Here is an 18,306-nt window from a genome sequence, read left to right as displayed (position 1 = left end):
ATCAGTTATCAGTTATCAGTTATAGCAAATTGCCTATTACATGTATTGTTTAATAAAAAAGCAAGTATTTTCTAAGATAGGAATACTTGCTTTCCTCTGTATTCAAACAAAAATTTATTCAAAAAAGATAGCATTCACAAAAAGACGATTTGTACCATACCAAAACGCTCTAAAATTAGGATTATCAGCGAAAACAACAAACTTTCCTTTTCCTATATTTTTTGAAATAATAGAAACACTATTTTGCAATTTTTCTTTATTCAAATTAGATAAATAACCACTTACAATATTGCTTTCTGGATTTAAAGAATAAACAAGTGGCATTGTATAAGGATTTTCAGAATAATCTAAAAAGATACTATTATCTTTAAAAATACGTATTGTTTCAGATTCATACCCAAAAGCAATCGGATTCGAAAGGTCTAATTGTCCTTCCAAAATAAGCCCTCCAATATAATTCGCACCTCTATCATTATCTCTATTTGAATAGTTAAAACGCTGTTTTTGGTCTGAATTACCTTGATTAGAAAATTGTTTTTGATTCAGATTAAAATAAGAACTTCCCTTCAAAAAATTAATTGAAGAACCAATCGCAATCAAAGTACCTCCATTTTCTGTCCAACTAGAAAGTGTATTTGGATTAAAATTTTGAGGATAACCACTCGGCAAAACAATAGTCGTATAATCGTGCAAATCAATTTTTGAAAGTTCACTTGCTTCAATCAGAGAAACTTTCATTCCATAACGAGCATCTAATAAATGCCAAATTTCGCCTGCCTCATACGAATCCACACCTTCTCCTACAACAATCAAAACTTTAGGTAATTTCAGAGTTTGAAAACTTGGACTTCCCAAATCAATTCCATTGTCTGTAAGTCCAGTTTCTAAAGAAGTAATTTTGATAGAATGATTTTGACTTGCTTCTTTCAATATTTCTACTAAATAATCTCCCTCTTGTTGATTTTCAGGAGTTTTGACAAAAATAGTTCCTCTATCAAAATCTACCTTTTTATCACTTTCTCCTTCTTTAAAAAGATAAGAAAAAGGTTCTTTACTCACTTTGATATTCAGATTATTTTCTAATAATTGATTTACTAATTTTGGTGCATAATAATTTTTCCAATCTATCAAATAACCAATTTCACTTTTTTGTAATTCTTGATTTTCTTTATTGAATTGTTCTGAAAAATAATCAGCATTTATTTTTTCTCCTTTTAGATTTGAAAGTTCACTTTGAGAAAGAATTTTTTGTTCTAATCCAAAAGAATAAGAGAAAGTCCAAGCCGAAACGTCATAAAAAATGCTGTCTTTAAATGTCTTTGGCGTATCAAAAATAGCTTTTACTAATCTTCCTTGTGTTTGATTAACTGGAATGACAACCGAATTTTTATCAGAAAAAGTAACTTGATTTTTAGCATTTTGATTTTCTTTTATTTCATTTTTATTTAATGTATAAAAATCAATTTGATGTGTTTCCAAAACTCTCAATAATTCTTCAAAACGTGGAATATCTTTTTTTCCTCCAATCAAATAGCCTTTTTCAGTAGAATTTTTAGCAAAATCATTTACTGTTTTATAAAAACTTTGTTGATAATCTAAGAGTTCTTTTCTAAGATTTACGGCAGCTTCTAGCGTAGAAAGCGAAGTAGTGAGTTGGTTTCGAATCGCAAAATCAAAGGTAATAACTCCATTTTCGCTGTCTTGTGCGTGTCCTCGTGCACTCGCCTGTTCGAATAAAATCCCTACCGAACCATTTACATCTGGATACGTAGAGCCTTTTCCATAATAAAAATCATCAAAACTCTGTTCTGTATAATAAAGCGAACCAATATTATCTAAAAATTTGGCGTGAAAAGTTCCAATTTTGGCAGTCAATTCTTGATTTTTTTGTGGGGTAATCGGATTTGTACGTTGAGGAACTCCCGGTTGAAAAAAGAAACTACTATTTGTTCCCATTTCGTGGTGGTCTGTCAAGATATTTGGCTTCCACTCATGAAAACGCTTTAAACGTGCCTTGCTTTCTGGCTGTTGAACAGGCAACCAATCTCTATTCAAATCAAACCAATAATGATTTGTTCGTCCCATTGGAAAAGGCTCATTTGTTTCTCTACGATTTGGGTCAGTTACTTGCGACTTACTTTTGTGCATATTTACCCAACTTGCAAAACGATTCAAACCATCAGGATTAAAACTTGGGTCAAGAATAATAATGGCATTTTTTAATTGATTTTCAATTTCCTCTCCTTCAGCAGCAGCCAAATAATAAGCATACAAAAGAGCTGCATTACTTCCACTCGCTTCATTTCCATGAATGCTGTATCCTTGCCAAACCACAACAGGAAGATTTTCAGTAGAAATGGTAGAACTAGAATTTGTTAGTTCAAGGTGTTTTTTTCTAATCTCTTCTAAATTTGATTGATTTGTAGGATTTGTTATAATAAGTTGAATAAGTGGACGCTGTTCGTGCGAAAATCCGATAGTATCAATACTAATTCTGTTGGATTGCTGTGCTAGAGTGTGTAAATAAAAGAGAAGTTTGTCATGCGAAACGTGCCAGTCGCCAATTTCAAAACCTAAAACTTGCTTTGGAGTAGAAATAGCAGGATTGAATTTTAATTCTTGATTTTGCTCTTCATATTGTTTTTTGAGCGTTTCGAAATAATAACTTTCAATTTTTGAAGTGTTTTGAGCAAAAAGTGAAGCATTAATAAATAAGATAAATAAACAGAGTAAAAAAAAAGATAAAATAGGGGATAATTTTAATTTCATTAGTTTGAGGGCTTTTTAGTAGAAAAATAATCTGAAATGGAAATTTACTAAAAAAATGAAAGGTAAATTTGAGTTTGTAGTCTTGTTATAATTTTTTATAACTTGATTAGAGAAGTTTTTGAAACTTTGTAAGTAGTTTTTTGGTAATCCAAAACAACTCTGACAATAGTTGATTAAAATATCATTAAATTTACACAAGAAAAAAATGTAGCTCACTCTTCATGAGAGCATAATAAATGGTTTTTTCGAAAATACAAACCAAATCTTATAAAAATAGTATTTGTGTAGGGACAATGCATGCATTGTCCCTACTGGAATGCAAAACAAAAAAAGCAATGATACTAACCATAAAAAATCTAGGCACACTCAAAGAAGCAGAAATAGACCTTAGCAAAGACCTTATTTTACTGTGTGGACATAATAATACAGGGAAAACTTATGTGGCTTATGCGATTTATTACTTCCTAGAAAATGATAGTGCGCTAGAGTATGATGAACTAGTAGAAACTTCTAAATCTGTATTATTCAACTTTAAACAAGAAGACATAATATCCCAATCGAAAAATTTGATAAGTTTAGATTTAATAGGTTTTATCAATAGTAACCACAGTTTTATAGAAAAACTTATAATTGACAAAAAGAAAGCATTTCATAAATATGTTTTTCCACAAAAAAATTTGAACCCTAATTTTAGATATAAAATTCCACAGGGTAATAGTTTAGAGAAAATAGTTTTAGGAAAAGAAACAAGTATTGTAGTAATAGGTAGCACAAATATATCAAAGAAAAATAATTCTAAGGAGTTAAGAATAGAAAGTAGCATTCATAAATCAGCTAGTGATTTTATAAATTCTATCAAAGATGGTAAACTAATCAATAGTTTTATAAAAATTTTGCTGTATGATATACTAGGATTTAAGTCTGAAAATTGTATTTACCTTTTTTCCTCCGAACGAGCAGCCATAAACATTTTCAGTAAAGAATTAGCATTAAATAAAAATCAGTTTTTTGATAAGATACTAAAAACTAAAGGAGAGGAGAGAAACAAATTATTACATTTTGCAGAAGAAAATATAAACCGTTATCAAAAACCAATAGCAGATGAGTTATTAATAGCAGAGGATTTATTACACCTTCAAAATAGAAAAAGTGATTTTGAATTTCTAGCCATTGAATTAGAAAAAAGTATTTTAGAAGGAAAAATAAGTGTGGGGCAGTATGGAGGATTACAATATCAACCAAATAATAGCTCTGAAAATACAATTTTAGAAATCTATCAAACTTCTTCTCTTGTAAAATCGCTTGCTTCTCTTGTTTTCTACTTGCGTCATTTAGCAAAGAAAAATGATTGTATTATTATCGATGAACCCGAGCTAAATCTACACCCAGATAACCAAATTTTGGTCGCTCGTTTTTTGGCTCGTTTGGTCAATGAAGGTTTTAAAGTGGTGGCAAGTACACATAGCGATTATATTATTAGAGAATTGAGTAATTTGTTGATGCTTTCTAATAATTTCAAAGAGAAAGAAGAATTAATGAAAACGTATGGATATAATGAAAACGAACTTTTAAAAAATGAAAATGTAGGCGTTTATTATTTTGAGAAAGGAAAAAATACGGCTGTTTCTGTTCCTCTTTTAAAACGTGGAATTGAAATAGATTCCATTGATTTAGTAATAGCTAACCTTAATGAACGTTCAGACGATATTTATTACACTTTTTTAGAGTCTGATGAAAATAAAAAAGCAGAGAAAGAAGAAGCCAAAAAAGCCGAAGAAAACCTAAGGAGTAAATCTAAAATCTAACTAATGGAAGATATAAAAAAAGCTCTTGAAGCTCTGATTTGTGAAGAAGTTCGAATCAATTTTAATGAAGAAAAAAAATCAATTAAAATAGAAGAAGAACAAAATACAGGTTCAAAACAACTCCGTTCAGTTACAATAAAAGGAATTGATGAATGTTTTTTGGCTTTCAAATTAGACCATCCAACCAATAAATTTTTAGGGAAATTATTCAATGAAATAACAGATTTGAATAAAGCTTGTGATGCTATAATTTTTTGTAGAATAAGAGATAAAAACTATGTTTTCTCAATAGAGTTAAAGTCAAATGAAAATTCTGGTATTTATCAAAAATTTAGAAATAGTCAGATTTTTATAGGTTTAATCAACGGAATTTCGAAAATTTACTTTGATGTTGAACAAGATTTTGAAAAAGACTTCGAAGCTATAAATATACTTTTTGATAGAAAAACAACTGATAAAACTATTGCAAAAAAGTCGTTAAAAGACATAGAATATTTTCATCAAGGTTTAAAGCTACAAGATAGTCTAGTTCATATTCATCCTTTTATCTCCCAACAAAACAAGTAAAAAAGCTCTCAAATCAAGAAAATGAAAAATGCGTTTCCTCTTTTTCCTATTATTTTTTTTCCTATTTATTTCCACAAAAACCGTTTTTGCACAAACTCAAAAAAACGACACTGCAACCGATTCCTTAAATTCGACAAACTCAAGTTCATTCTCTCAAAAAACAAAATGGATTGCAGTCAGTAAAAGCAATAATTCTTATACTTCTTTTTGGCTCAAAGAAATTGATTCTCTTCCTCCAATTTCCATTCAAGTTTTAGAAACAAAACCTCAGCTTTCAGAAAATCAACTAAAAACTATAAAAGCAACTTATGACTTTGAAAAACAGATTATTTTGTTTGATTCAGTTTCAAATCAAAATATTCAATTAGATTCTATCAAAATATCGTATCAAACCATTCCTTTTAAGATAAAAAACTGGACTTTCAAACGCTCACAGGAAGAATACGAACAGGCAGCAATGCAAAACTTCATCGATACAGTTGATAGAAAAGCCGAAAAACAGAATGTAATTACAGAAGAAAGACAAGAACTTTTTAGCTCCAATCTTCAAAAAGCAGGAAGTATTACTCGTGGTGTTTCGGTGGGAAATAGGCAAGATGTGTTTGTAAACTCAAATCTAAATCTGCAATTAGAAGGAAAACTGACTGATGAAATAGAATTGACAGCCATTATTTCCGACCAAAATGTTCCCTTTCAACCCGAAGGAAATACCCAGCAAATCCAACAATTTGATAGAATACAGATACAACTTCGTCATAAAAATGCTTCACTTACGGCTGGAGATGTAGTTTTGAAACAAGGAATAGGAAACAATTCGCCTCATTTTATGCGATTTTATAAAAATGTTTTGGGAGGAGTTTTGCAAACTAATTTTCAGAGAGATTCTACTTTTTCTACCCAACAAAAAATCGGTTTGGCTGCTGCAAAAGGACAGTTTCAAAGTTATCAACTTCCAGTTCAAGAAGGCGTACAAGGTGCTTATCGTTTAGTTGGTGCAAATAATGAGCGTTTTATTATCATTCAAGCAGGTTCAGAAAAAATATTTTTAGATGGTCAACTTTTGCAGCGTGGTTTTAATTATGATTACATTATTGATTATAATACTGCCGAAATTACCTTTAATCCTCACGTTGTGATTACGCAATTTTCTAGGGTTCGTGTAGAATTTGAATATACGAATCAGTTTTATAATCGGACGATTTCGAATTTGGGGGCAAGTGTAAATTTTACAAGTAAGAATAAAAGTCTAAATCCTAAAAAGCTAAAAAAATCATCTTGGAATGTCTTTATAGAAAACTATTCTGAAAGTGATAACGAAAAACAACCTATTAATTTTGATATTTCAGAGGAAAGACAAACACTTTTAGAGAATATTGGCGATAGTTTGGATTTAGCCATTGTGGAAAGTGCCGAAGAAGTAGAAAATTTTTCTGTTAATCAAATTTTGTATGTCAAAAAAGATACATTGATAGATAATTTCTTTTATCAGATTTTTGAGAGAGCGACTCAAGACAACGAAAATCAAACTTTTTATACCGTTTCTTTTACCGAAGTGGGACAGAATAAAGGCGATTATGTTTTGGGAGAAGCCGTTGCAAATGGAAAAGAATATGTTTTTGCAGGAATTAATCAAGGAAATTTTGCACCAATTAGACAACTTCCTGCCCCAAATTCTAAGCAACTTACCAATACAGGCGTTCGTTTTTCTCCAAATAGCACTACAAGTATTTTTGCAGAAGCAGCTTTTTCGAAACGAGATAAAAATATTTTTTCAGAAATTGATAGTCAAGACGACAAAGGAAATGCTTTTTTTGTGGGAATTCATACCAAAGAAAAGAAGTTTGAAAATGGTTTGTTTAGAAAAAATTATAAACTAAGTTATGGAATTGATTATGAATTGGATAATAAAAACTTTGAACCCATAGACCGTTTTAGAAATATAGAATTTGATAGAGATTGGACACTTCCTACTTTTTTTGGTGCATTGCCAAAAGGACAAGACCAAATTTTACAGGCATTTACGATTATTGAACAAAATGTAAGCAACAAGTTTGAATATAATTTTACGTACAGAAACCGAGAAAATGCCATTACAGGACAGCAACACAAAGTTATTTTCAATAAAAAAGTAGGCAAATTTCAACTTTCTACAAATGGCTTTTATTTAGAAGGAAAAAATCAATTACAATTTCAGAATAATAATGCTAGTTCTTTTTCAGATTTGAATACAAATTCTAGTTCTCAAAATTCTATTATTTCATCGATTCCAAATAGTCAAGTTGCTATTTTAGAAATTCCTCAAAACGTTTCTTGGCTGCGTTATGATGCCGATTTGCAGTATCAAAATAATTACATTATTCCTGCTTATACGTATTCAGTTGATAAACAGACTTTTAAAACACAAGATTCAGTTACTTCGTCATTGATGAATTACGAGCAACACAAATTTTATCTTTTTCAAGGAGATAGTAGCAAAAAAGCAAATTATAGAATTGAATATGCTTTAAGAGAGGATTTTTTACCTAAAAATGGAGTTATTCAATCTTATACCAACTCACAAACGGCACGAGCAGAAGCGACATTAGACTTTGAGAGAGAAAAATCAAATCAAAAACTGACTTTTAATTCTACATATAGAAAATTAGAATACAATCAAGAATTTTTGGATACGCTACAACTAGACGATACTGAAACGCTAATGGGAAGAATTGACTGGCGAAGTGATTTTTTTGAACGTGCTATTCGGCAAGAACTCACTTATTCGACAGTAACGGGGCGAGAACCAGCGAGAGAATTTACCTTTATTCAAGTTGATGGAACGCAAGGAACGCACACTTGGCGAGATGATAACGATGATGGAATCCAACAATTAGGAGAATTTTATGAAGCGATTAATCCAGATGAACGAAATTTCATCAAAATTTTTACACCAACAAGTACTTATTTAACTGCATTTTCTACTGATTTTATTTATAAAATAACGCTTACTCCTCCTAGAAAATGGAAAAAAGCAAAGTTTATTAAAAAATCCTTACAATTATTTTCTATGGTTTTTTCGGTTCAAAATTCTGTCAAAACTACGGAAAGTGATTTTGAAAAACGGTTTCTTCCTTTTGTGCAGCGCAATCAAGATAATATTTTGAGTGAACAAAGTTCGCTTCGAAATGTCTTATTTTTGAATAGAACAAATCCACGTTGGGGAGGAGAATTTCGCTATACATTAACGAATCAAAAAAACCTTTTAGCAGGGGGATTTGAAAGTAAAAATGTAGAGGAATATGAAACTATTTTTAGGTTAAGTCTTTCAAAAACGATTGCTTCAAAGTCTAGTTTTTTGATAGGGACAAGGAGTAATGCTTCTGATTTTTTGGAAAACAGAACTTATAATTTAGAGCTTTTACGCCCACAACTAGAACTCGCTTGGCAACCCACAACGGCATTCAGACTAACAACAGCCTACCGTTTTGAGCAAAAACAAAATACAATAGGAGAAGAAAACGCACAAATAAATGAGTTTAGAAGCGAACTAAGATATTCAAAAGTAGGCGATAGAGTTTTCAATGTTCGTTTCAGGTATCTGAATATTGATTTTGAAGGAGAAAATAACACGCCTGTCAGTTACGAACTTTTGGAAGCCTTACGAGCAGGTCAAAACATAACGTGGGATTTGAACTTGCAACAAAAACTTTTCAATGGTTTGCAGTTGAGTGTCGTTTATGAAGGTAGAAAGTCGGAAAAAACTCCTGCTATTCATATTGGTAGAATACAGGTTACTGCGCTTTTTTGATATATTTGAGAAAAAATTTAACTACAAAAAATAAAAACTATGATTACAGCTATAAAAATTGATGAAGAGAATTTTAAATTCTATTCTCTTGTACACGAACAAGAAGAAGAAAACAAAGGATATTTAGATAACCTTTCTAAAATAAATATTTTTATTGGAGAAAATAACTCTGGTAAGAGTAGATTTTTGAGGGAGTTTTTTTACGCTAAAAGTTTGAAATATAAACAACATCTGATTTCGGAAAACCTGATTGAAAAACATGAAATTTATAAAAAACAAGTATTAGATATACTCAACTCTTATGATAGCAATATACCTGAGGAAGTAAATGAAATAATGAATAAACTACGCATAGAGTCAATACCTATAGAAAGTTTACGAGAAATTGAAGGTTTAACAGATGACTTAAAAGTGTTTTTGGAAAATAAGCGATTTAATGACTACTCTTCCTCGCCTTTTGTAATTGAAGGAGTATCGAAAATATCAAAAGAATATCTTACAGATATAAAATATATATTAGAAGAGAGTGGAGGTTTTAATGACAGAATTTACATTCCAATACTTAGAGGATTGAGAAATTACGAAGGAATATTTAACGAAGATACTCCTGCCACTTCTGTACAAAAAGATATGTATAAATGGAGAACAAAGAAAGATTATTTTAAAGAAAGCGATGAAAAACTAAATGACAGAATTTTCACAGGTTTGGGTTTATATGAAGACTGTAAGAATTTATTATTAGGAGCAAAAAAGGATAGAGATAAAATCAGAAAATTTGAGGAGTTTCTTAGTGAATGTTTTTTTGATGGAAAAGATGCAAACCTTATTCCTAGCATAAAAGATGATATTTTACATGTACGTATTGGTAATGAAGAATTTCCAATTTCTCAATTAGGCGATGGAATCCAATCAGTAATTATTCTAACTTATCCCTTATTTTTCAATCAAGGAAAACACATGTTATTTTTCTTTGAAGAACCCGAACAATGTTTGCATCCAGCTTATCAGCGTGTTTTTATGGAAACATTGATGAGAAAAGAATTTGATACTTTTCAGTATTTTTTTACTACACATTCCAATCACCTTTTGGATATTACACTAGAGATTGATAAAGTTTCAATTTATACCTTCAAGAAAACGAATGATTCAATGGACAATCCGACCTTTGAAATTGAGAATGTAGATAATGAAAATACAGATATTCTTAGGCTTATTGGTGTGCGTAATTCTTCCGTCTTTTTATCAAATTGTACGATTTGGGTAGAAGGAATTACAGACCGAATTTATATGAGAAAATATTTAGAGGTTTTCCAAGAAGAAGAAATAAGAAAAGCAAAGGAGGAAAAGAGACAAATAACAAACTACTTAGAAGACATACATTATTCTTTTGTAGAATATGGAGGCAATAATATCACACATTGGTCTTTTTTGGAAGATGATGATAATGATGATACTATTTTGGTAGATAGATTGTGTGGAAAATTATTTTTAATTACTGACCAAGATGGTGCAGAAGAAAAAGAAGATGGTACAACAGAAAAAACAGCTAAAATTAATAGATTTGAAAAATTAGAAGAGAAATTAGGTGAGCGTTATTATTGTCTCAAAGCTAGAGAAATAGAAAATATACTTGCTACTGATGTTTTGAAAAAAGTGGTTAAAAGTTATCAACCAAAAGATAATACTAAACTTAAATTCAAAAAAAATTTTACTTATGAGAATTATAAGAAGAATGAAAAAATAGGAGAATTTATTAATGATAATATAATAGGCTGTACAAGAAAAGGAGGTTATGCTGCTCCATCAGGAACTATCAAAGGAAATAAAGCAGAATTTGCCAAAAGAGCAGTAAAAGAAATAAATTCAATAAATGATTTATCAGAAGAAGCTAGAGATTTGACTGAAAAATTACACGATTTTATTAGTGAGCAGAATAAGAAATAATAGGGGAGTATCCCATAAAGTGTGTAAGTTTAAAAAGCCACAGGTGTTTTCTTTTTTCTTGTCAAAAAATTATAACTAAGTCCGAAAGAAACTAGAATATTTACTTGTCTATCATGACCCTTATCTAAAATACTATTATCTCTATACCTAAACATCAAATTCCCACTATATGTCGTTTGTAGTATAAATTTAAACTTCTTAAATCCTATTTTTTGAGTAAGTGTAGGTTCTATAATAAATGCTTTATTGTTTTGTTGAAGATATTCTACTTCATTTACACTATTGTAATCTAGATTCCCTCTTATGTTGCCATACTCTAGGAAAAAAGATTTCATAGAAAAAGATAATGAATGGTATTTTGTTACTATACTTATCGTGGGGTCAATTCCATAAAAACGTAAGTCAGTAGATAATCTTTCATTTTGCCTTAGAATTATTGTATTCATATTTCCTCCCCCAATAATTCCCCAAATAGCTAAATTGAATCTTTTGTCCTCAAAGGTAGTAATATAACCCAGTCCAAATTCATGAATCTGTCCAGAGTTTCTTGGTCTATTTCTACTAAAATCATCATTAAAACGGTAAATAACACTATTCGTCTTTGCTGCAATATGATTTGTAAATAAATAGGAAGTGTGCAAACTATACTGACTTGCCGAATCTCTTCCTGCTGTGCTTATTCCTAACGAAACAGAACCTTCTCCCTTTTCTTGTAGTGTAGGAACGTTATTCATATTCGGAATATAATGCACTGGCTGACAAGCACTAAGAATGACAATACTAAAAAGCAACGAAAACAAAACAGATTTCATAAAAAATATTGAATGTTATTTTTATAAATTTTAATTTATTTTCCTTACGTTCTTACATCAATAAGTGCTGCAAAACTCTTTTAATTATTCGAATAATTCTGAATTACTTGCTTCTTCTATCATTTCGGTAGCTGTCTGTTTTCCCAAATAAGAATCTATCAAATAATGAACAACATACAGAACAGGAGTAAGTAAAACAGCAACAGAAAATTTGTAGATATAATTGATTATTCCAACCGAAACCACTTGATTAAAGCTCCATTTTGGACTTCCAAAGAAATAAAAAGCAATAAAAAGAACGACAAAACTATCAATGAATTGAGAAATGAGTGTCGAACCTGTCGCACGAAGCCAAAGATTTTTACTTCCTGTAAATTTTCTAAGCCATTGAAAAGCTACTACATCAATAATTTGTCCTAATAAAAAAGCCGTTAAAGAACCAATAATGATTCCCATACTTTGAAGAAAAATACGATTAAAAGCCGTATTTATATCTAGTGGATTATTTATGTTTACCCAAAACTCGGCAGGAGAAAGTCCAGTAACCACCCAAATCATAAAGAAAGAGTAGGCAATAAAACCAGCCGTCAGAAAAGAAATTTTCCGAACTCCCTTTTTGCCATAATACTCATTTATAATATCTGTCAAAATAAAAACGACAGGCCAAAGCATTACACCAGCCGTAAGATTAAAATCAAGAGGAGAATCCCAAATAGGTAGTTTTATTTGAGCAGGATTAAATCCAAGTGTATTTTCTAATGAAAATATTTTTGTACCAACTACTTCAGCAATCAAAGCATTTGTCAAAAATAATCCACTCAAGAAAATATATAAATTTTGTTTTTTTTGATGTATTGGGTTGCTTTCTTTTTTTTTCATTTCAATCTTTCCAAAAATGTAACCTAAAGTTTATCGATACAATTATACTCACTCTAAAGGGCAATTTACATTCTAAATCTATTCGTTTACAGGAAATGTTTCGCCTTCAATAGCTAAAAATGAATTAGAAAAAACGGCTTGTGCTTCTTCCAAAACAGGCGATAAATCATAATAACGAGTAGAAAAATGACCTAAAATAAGTTTTCCAACATTTGCTTCTTTAGCAATCAGAGCAGCTTGTTCTGCTGTCGAATGGAAGGTTTGAGCAGCACGTTTTTCGTGTACTTGTGTAAAAGTCGCTTCGTGATACAATAAATCTACGTCTTGAATAATTTCTATTAAAGAAGAAGGTAAATAAACAGTATCCGAACAAAAGGCATAACTTCGTCTTTTATTTGGTGGATGCGTATAATCTTCATTTTTAAGAATTTGATTATTATATTCAAAATCTTCTCCCTTTTTTAAGGCAATTCGTCCAGCAACAGGCAGGTCAGTTGGAATTTTTTCTTTAATTAAATTCTTATCTTTAGGTTTCTCTCTAAATAAAAAACCACAACAGGGGATTCTATGCAATAAAGGAATTGTATGTACCGTTACTTTTTCGTCTTCAAATAAAAAAACTGACTTTTCTTGATTTGTTTCTACAAAATGAAGTGGATAATTGAGAACTGCATAAGAATATTTAAGCTGCAAAATAATAATTTCTTGTAACCCTTTGGGTCCATACAAATAGAGAGGTTCGGTTCTTCCACGTAAATTCATTGTATTTAGAAGTCCCATAAGCCCTAAATAATGGTCGCCATGAAGATGGCTTATGAAAATAGCGTGTATTTTATTTATTTTTACTTTTTGTCTAAATAACTGTATTTGCGCTCCTTCGCCACAATCAATCATATAATATCTATGATTGATACACAAAACTTGAGAAGTTGGAAAACGCCCGTGTGCAGGAATGGCAGCATTTGCACCTAATATAGTAAGCTCAAAAATCACGATAAATAAAATTTGTTACAAACAAATGAAAAAATAAGAAATTAAAATAAAGATAAAATAAATACTAAAAAACACTATTTATTACGAATAATTTCTATTTTATCTAAAACACAAAAACCAATAGAGAAGGCAAAATACGAATAAAAATTTATAATAGATGAATTCAATTTGTAATAAAATATTTTGTTTCAGATTTAATTTGAAACAGAAAATAAAAAATTCTATCTTAATTTTGAATTCATTCTTTGTAAATTGAAATTTCTTTAATAATCTTGTATTCAAATTACTTAATTTTAACGTGAACTTGGTATTTAAACCTCTCTTTTGAAGGTATCGGATAATTTACCTGCTAACTGTACTGACACCTTAGAGATGTCCGACAGAAAATAATAATAAATATCTAATAGAGTTCACGTTTTATTATTTCCCCTAAATTATTAGTGATTAGTTTCTAATAATTTGTATTCTATTTTCAACAAAAACACTCAAAAAACCTACTTTTATGTTATTAAACAATTACAATTCTCAAGAAAATTTAACTTCTATTGAAGAACCATCTTCATTTTTCACTCAAAATTCACCTTCAACGGCTTGGAGCATGAAAAGTCAAGGTGATGATGATGATTTTAACTTAGATGATGATTTTTCAGATATAGACTTAGACCCTGACTTTGATGAATTTGATACTGATTTTGATGAATATGATGATTACAGTTCAGAAGATGATGAGTTTTAATTCCATATTTTATACAAAAAATAATCAAAATAAGTAAATAGTAAGCATGTAAAAGCGCATAAATTTAAAATCTTTTTGGCAATATGTTAAAGAGATTTTTTTTTAAACTAAAAAAATTGTATTATTATTTACTAAAAATGCTAAAATGCTATTCAAAATCAAATTAGATTTCTCTCTATAAATTTCCAATTATTAGAATATTTTTCTAATATAATAACTAATTGTTGCTAATTTATTTGGTAAAATACAATTTGACTACTATCTTTACATTTAGAGAAACTCAATTATTAAAATTCCTCCGAATTAATTCAACAATCAAATAAATAACTCAATTTTATTTTAAATTTTATATAATGATGAACAAAAAGTACCTTTTAGTCGGTGCAACAGCTCTCGGGCTTAGTGCAGGTATTTTTGGATATTCTCAACTCAACACATGTTCAGTTGATTTATCTGAAAATCAAGAAACAGGCATAAGTGCAGAAGAGTGGGCAAAAGAATACGCAGCTAAAAAAGAAGCAAAGCGTAATAAAAAAGGATATGTAAAAACCATGGAAATCTCTGGTTATTTTAAATATCTAAATGATATACGTACAAAAGATGGAGAAAAATATCCTTCTTACTCAAATGGATATACTCAATTAGAACTAGAAAAAGCATTATCAAACGTAAATAGTAAAGCTGCTCGTACAGAAGCATTTACTTTTGATGAGCGTGGACCAGGAAACATTGCTGGACGTACTCGTGCTGTACTAGTTGATAAAAATGACCCTTCTAATAATACTTGGTTTATTGGTACTGCTGGTGGTGGTATTTGGAAAACTGAAGATGCTGGTGCTACTTGGGAAGATAAGTCAGGCAACATGGCTCACTTAGGTATTACTTCTATTGCTCAAGCAGCTTCTAACCCTGATATTATGTATGCCACAACAGGAGAAACTCCTTTTGGTGGTGCTGGTATTAATGGTGGTGGTGTATTCAAATCTACTGATGGTGGAGACACTTGGAATCGCTTAACTTCTACAGTTCCTCGTGTAACTGATTTTCTACACGCAACTCGTGTTATTGTTTCGCCTTCTGATCCTAATTTGGTATTAGTAGCTTCTGCTTATAATCCTTATTTAGCAAGTGGTATAGATCCAGAGAATAACAGAACTTCTTATATATTACGTTCTACTGATGGTGGTTCGTCTTGGACACCTGTTCATAGCGATACTCAACTTCTTCAACAAATAATAGCAGAACCAGGTAATTTTAATAACATGTACACTGTTGGAGCTGTAGTAGGTAGTCCTACTCTATGGCGTTCTACTGATGCTGGTCTTACTTGGGAAAGAACTAAAATGACTTCTATTGCAGCTGTAGAAGATACAGATGGTGCTGGCATCGGACGTTCTGAATTGGCTATTTCGCCTTCTAATCCTGCAGTAGTATATGCTTCTGTAGAAATATCAGGTGGGGGTTCTCGTCTTCTTGTATCTCCTGATAGAGGTGTTAGTTGGAGAATTGTAGAGGAAAATGGTCGTCAAAAAAGTCAAGATTATTTACTTCAAGGTTTTTATGACAATGCTATCGTAGTAAATCCAACTGATGAAAATACAGTATATTGGGGTGGTGTTGATTTATGGAAAGCGACAATTACTCCTGCAAATACTCGTACAGGTCCTCGTCAGTTCTTAGGTGCTGACCTTGAAAACATGAATTGGCTTAGCTTTACTAATGTTTCTGGTTTTACACTATTAGGTGGTCAACTAGAAGTAAATAATCCTAATGAAGCTGTAACCGTAGAAATCAGATATGGTGCAGGTAAATCTCAAAAAGCACACCGTTTTGTAGCTGGTGGTGGTGGTGTAGGACCAGGTGTTCCTGCTAATCAGTACATTTATCAAGATTATGTAGATGTTCCTTTTGAAGTATGGGATGTAGAAAACAATCAACAACTTATGTTTTCTTTCCGTGATAATCAAGATGATGGTGAGTTTTCATTTACAGCACGTGATGAGGCTAATGACCCAGATTATCTGAATGTTCGTGAATATATGTTTGTGAATGCTATTCCTTACGATGCTACCACTCCAAGTTCTTTGATTACAGTACCAGGAGGACATGAAGCAAACCAAATTTATTTCATATGGCCATACTTAACAGAGGGGGAAACATTTGATCCTAACCGTACTGCCACAACTCGTCTCAACTATGGTGGAGCTACTTACCAAAATAGTACAATGACACGCATGACTCACGGTCGTGGTGGTGGAGGTCCTGTATTGGGTGATGAATTACACGTAGATCATCATATGTTAGCTTTTGCTGGTGATCGTCTTTTATCTGTTAATGATGGAGGCTTAGGTTATTCTGATGACTTAGGTGGATCTTGGGAAGAAGTAGATGATAAAGGAACTAATAACATCACTACTACTCAATTTTATAGAGTTGATAGACATCCGACTGATAATATCTATGTAGCTGGTGCACAAGATAATGGTTCATTGATATCAAATCAATCTAACCCAACTGCAGCAGGAGACTATAGAGAAGTTCTAGGTGGTGATGGTATGGAATGTGTTTGGCATGCAACAAACCCTGATTTAGTACTTGTTTCTTATACAAACAATGATATTGCTCGTTCTACTAACGGAGGGCAATCTTTTACAAGATCATCTAATGGAATCAATGAAACTTCTGATACTAATGCACCTTTTGTTACTCGTTTAGGTTATTCTTTATTAGCTCCAGATGTTGTATTTGCAGTAGGAGCTAGTGGAGTATTCAAATCTACAAACTTTGGACAGCGTTGGAATAGAAAAGCAATATCTAATGAACTTTGGAACTATAGTGGTTCTGCAACAAATGTATATCCTTCTTTAGCAGATCCAGATATTGTTTGGGCTGGTGGTGGAATGTCTGCTGATCGCACGATGTTCCTTTCTACAAATGGTGGAGACACATTTACTGCACTTCCTAATCCTATTGATATCGGAGTAATGTCAGGATTTGCAACTGACCCAGAAGATCCAAATACAGCATATATGCTATTTGGACAAGGTGGAGTAGGTAAAGTATGGCGTACAACAGACTTAGGACAAACTTGGAGAGAAATTTCTGGATATGGTTTAGGAACTACTAGCCGTACAGGATTCCCAGACGTAGTACCATTCTCAATGGTAGTATGGGGTGATACTCTTTTTGTAGGTACAGAAATTGGTCTTTTTGCTTCTTATGACAATGGTACTGCTTGGGAAATCGTTCCTGAATTCCCTTCTGTTGCTGTATTCAGTCTTGTAGTTAAAGAAGAAGACGGACAGCTTGTACTTGGTACACACGGACGTGGTGCTTGGTCTTCTGATATGGGTATTACTTATAACCGTGATGGTGATGGTGGTGGCGAACCAACGCCAGGTAGTCTTACTGTAAGTACAACTAGTGTAACTACTTCAGAAGATGGTACTACTGCTACATTTACTGTAAAATTAGCTTCTGCTCCTACTGCTGATGTAACTGTCACTGTTGCAAGTGGTGATGCTACTGAAGGTACTGTTGCTCCTGCAACTCTTACATTCACATCTGCTAATTTTGCTGATGCACAAACTGTAACAGTTACAGGTGTAGATGATACAGAAGTAGATGGAAATAAAACATATACTGTTAGTCTTACTGCTGCTAGTTCAGATGCTGCATACAGTGGCAAAACAGGTAGTGTAAATGTTACAAATACAGATAATGATACAGATGGTGGTCCTACTGGCATTTTAAATCCTACTGATGCAATCAGCTTGAAAGTATATCCAAATCCTACTCAAGATAGAGTACGTTTTGAATTACCTAAAGTAACTGGAAATTATGATGTTCGTGTTTATACGATTACAGGAAAAGAAGTATTACGTACTTCTAACCGTGGTGGTGGAAATATGGAAATCAATATCCAGAAATTTGTAGGAGGTACTTATATCTTGAAAGCTGTAAATGGCGATAAAGTATATGTACAAAAAGTAGTTCTACAAAAATAAGTAAAAA

10 protein-coding genes are annotated in these 18,306 nt (G+C 31.5%); 6 read left to right on the top strand and 4 right to left on the bottom strand.

The genetic code is table 11. The features are described from left to right. Window positions 1–114: 114 nt before the first annotated feature. Window positions 115–2,769, bottom strand: coding sequence for a M14 family zinc carboxypeptidase (locus ACE193_RS23070; RefSeq protein ID WP_375560542.1), 2,655 nt, complete (start codon window positions 2,767–2,769; stop codon window positions 115–117). Between the two features lie 335 nt (window positions 2,770–3,104). Here ACE193_RS23070 and ACE193_RS23065 point away from each other — a divergent pair, with 335 nt between their 5' ends. The 4 genes from ACE193_RS23065 to ACE193_RS23050 are packed head-to-tail and all read left to right on the top strand — an operon-like array spanning window position 3,105 to window position 10,872. Next, the gene (locus ACE193_RS23065) at window positions 3,105–4,574 is read left to right on the top strand and encodes an AAA family ATPase (RefSeq protein WP_375560541.1); all 1,470 of its coding nucleotides are present in this window, start codon (window positions 3,105–3,107) and stop codon (window positions 4,572–4,574) included. A 3-nt stretch (window positions 4,575–4,577) separates the two neighbouring features. Further along, complete coding sequence (locus tag ACE193_RS23060) at window positions 4,578–5,141, top strand: hypothetical protein (RefSeq protein ID WP_375560540.1); 564 nt, start codon at window positions 4,578–4,580, stop codon at window positions 5,139–5,141. Window positions 5,142–5,169: 28 nt separating this feature from the next. Continuing rightward, window positions 5,170–8,928, top strand: a complete 3,759-nt coding sequence (locus ACE193_RS23055; protein WP_375560539.1) for a hypothetical protein — start codon at window positions 5,170–5,172, stop codon at window positions 8,926–8,928. A 39-nt stretch (window positions 8,929–8,967) separates the two neighbouring features. After that, window positions 8,968–10,872 carry an AAA family ATPase gene (locus ACE193_RS23050; RefSeq protein WP_375560538.1) on the top strand — a complete coding sequence of 635 codons (1,905 nt, stop codon included), beginning with the start codon at window positions 8,968–8,970 and terminating at the stop codon, window positions 10,870–10,872. 29 nt (window positions 10,873–10,901) lie between these two features. On the opposite strand, the gene ACE193_RS23045 is transcribed toward ACE193_RS23050, so the two are convergent. From ACE193_RS23045 to ACE193_RS23035, 3 genes are all read right to left on the bottom strand, one after another. Beyond that, complete coding sequence (locus ACE193_RS23045) at window positions 10,902–11,684, bottom strand: hypothetical protein (RefSeq protein ID WP_375560537.1); 783 nt, start codon at window positions 11,682–11,684, stop codon at window positions 10,902–10,904. 84 nt (window positions 11,685–11,768) lie between these two features. After that, window positions 11,769–12,563: a queuosine precursor transporter gene (locus tag ACE193_RS23040; protein WP_375560536.1), complete on the bottom strand. Its 795-nt coding sequence runs from the start codon at window positions 12,561–12,563 to the stop codon at window positions 11,769–11,771. A gap of 78 nt (window positions 12,564–12,641) precedes the next feature. Then, window positions 12,642–13,556 carry a ribonuclease Z gene (locus tag ACE193_RS23035; protein ID WP_375560535.1) on the bottom strand — a complete coding sequence of 305 codons (915 nt, stop codon included), beginning with the start codon at window positions 13,554–13,556 and terminating at the stop codon, window positions 12,642–12,644. A 502-nt stretch (window positions 13,557–14,058) separates the two neighbouring features. On the opposite strand from ACE193_RS23035, the gene ACE193_RS23030 reads away from it, so the two are divergent. Together ACE193_RS23030 and ACE193_RS23025 are read left to right on the top strand one after the other, a co-directional pair. Then, on the top strand, window positions 14,059–14,292 hold the full coding sequence (locus ACE193_RS23030; RefSeq protein WP_375560534.1) for a hypothetical protein: 234 nt from the start codon (window positions 14,059–14,061) through the stop codon (window positions 14,290–14,292). Between the two features lie 356 nt (window positions 14,293–14,648). Beyond that, a complete protein-coding gene (locus ACE193_RS23025; protein WP_375560533.1) occupies window positions 14,649–18,299 on the top strand; it encodes a T9SS type A sorting domain-containing protein in 3,651 nt (1,216 codons plus the stop codon). Window positions 18,300–18,306: the final 7 nt, after the last annotated feature.

The organism is Bernardetia aquimarina, from assembly GCF_042180575.1.
GTDB lineage: Bacteria > Bacteroidota > Bacteroidia > Cytophagales > Bernardetiaceae > Bernardetia.
Note: the sequence above shows the minus strand (reverse complement) of the source record. Positions and strands in the feature narration are given on the sequence as shown.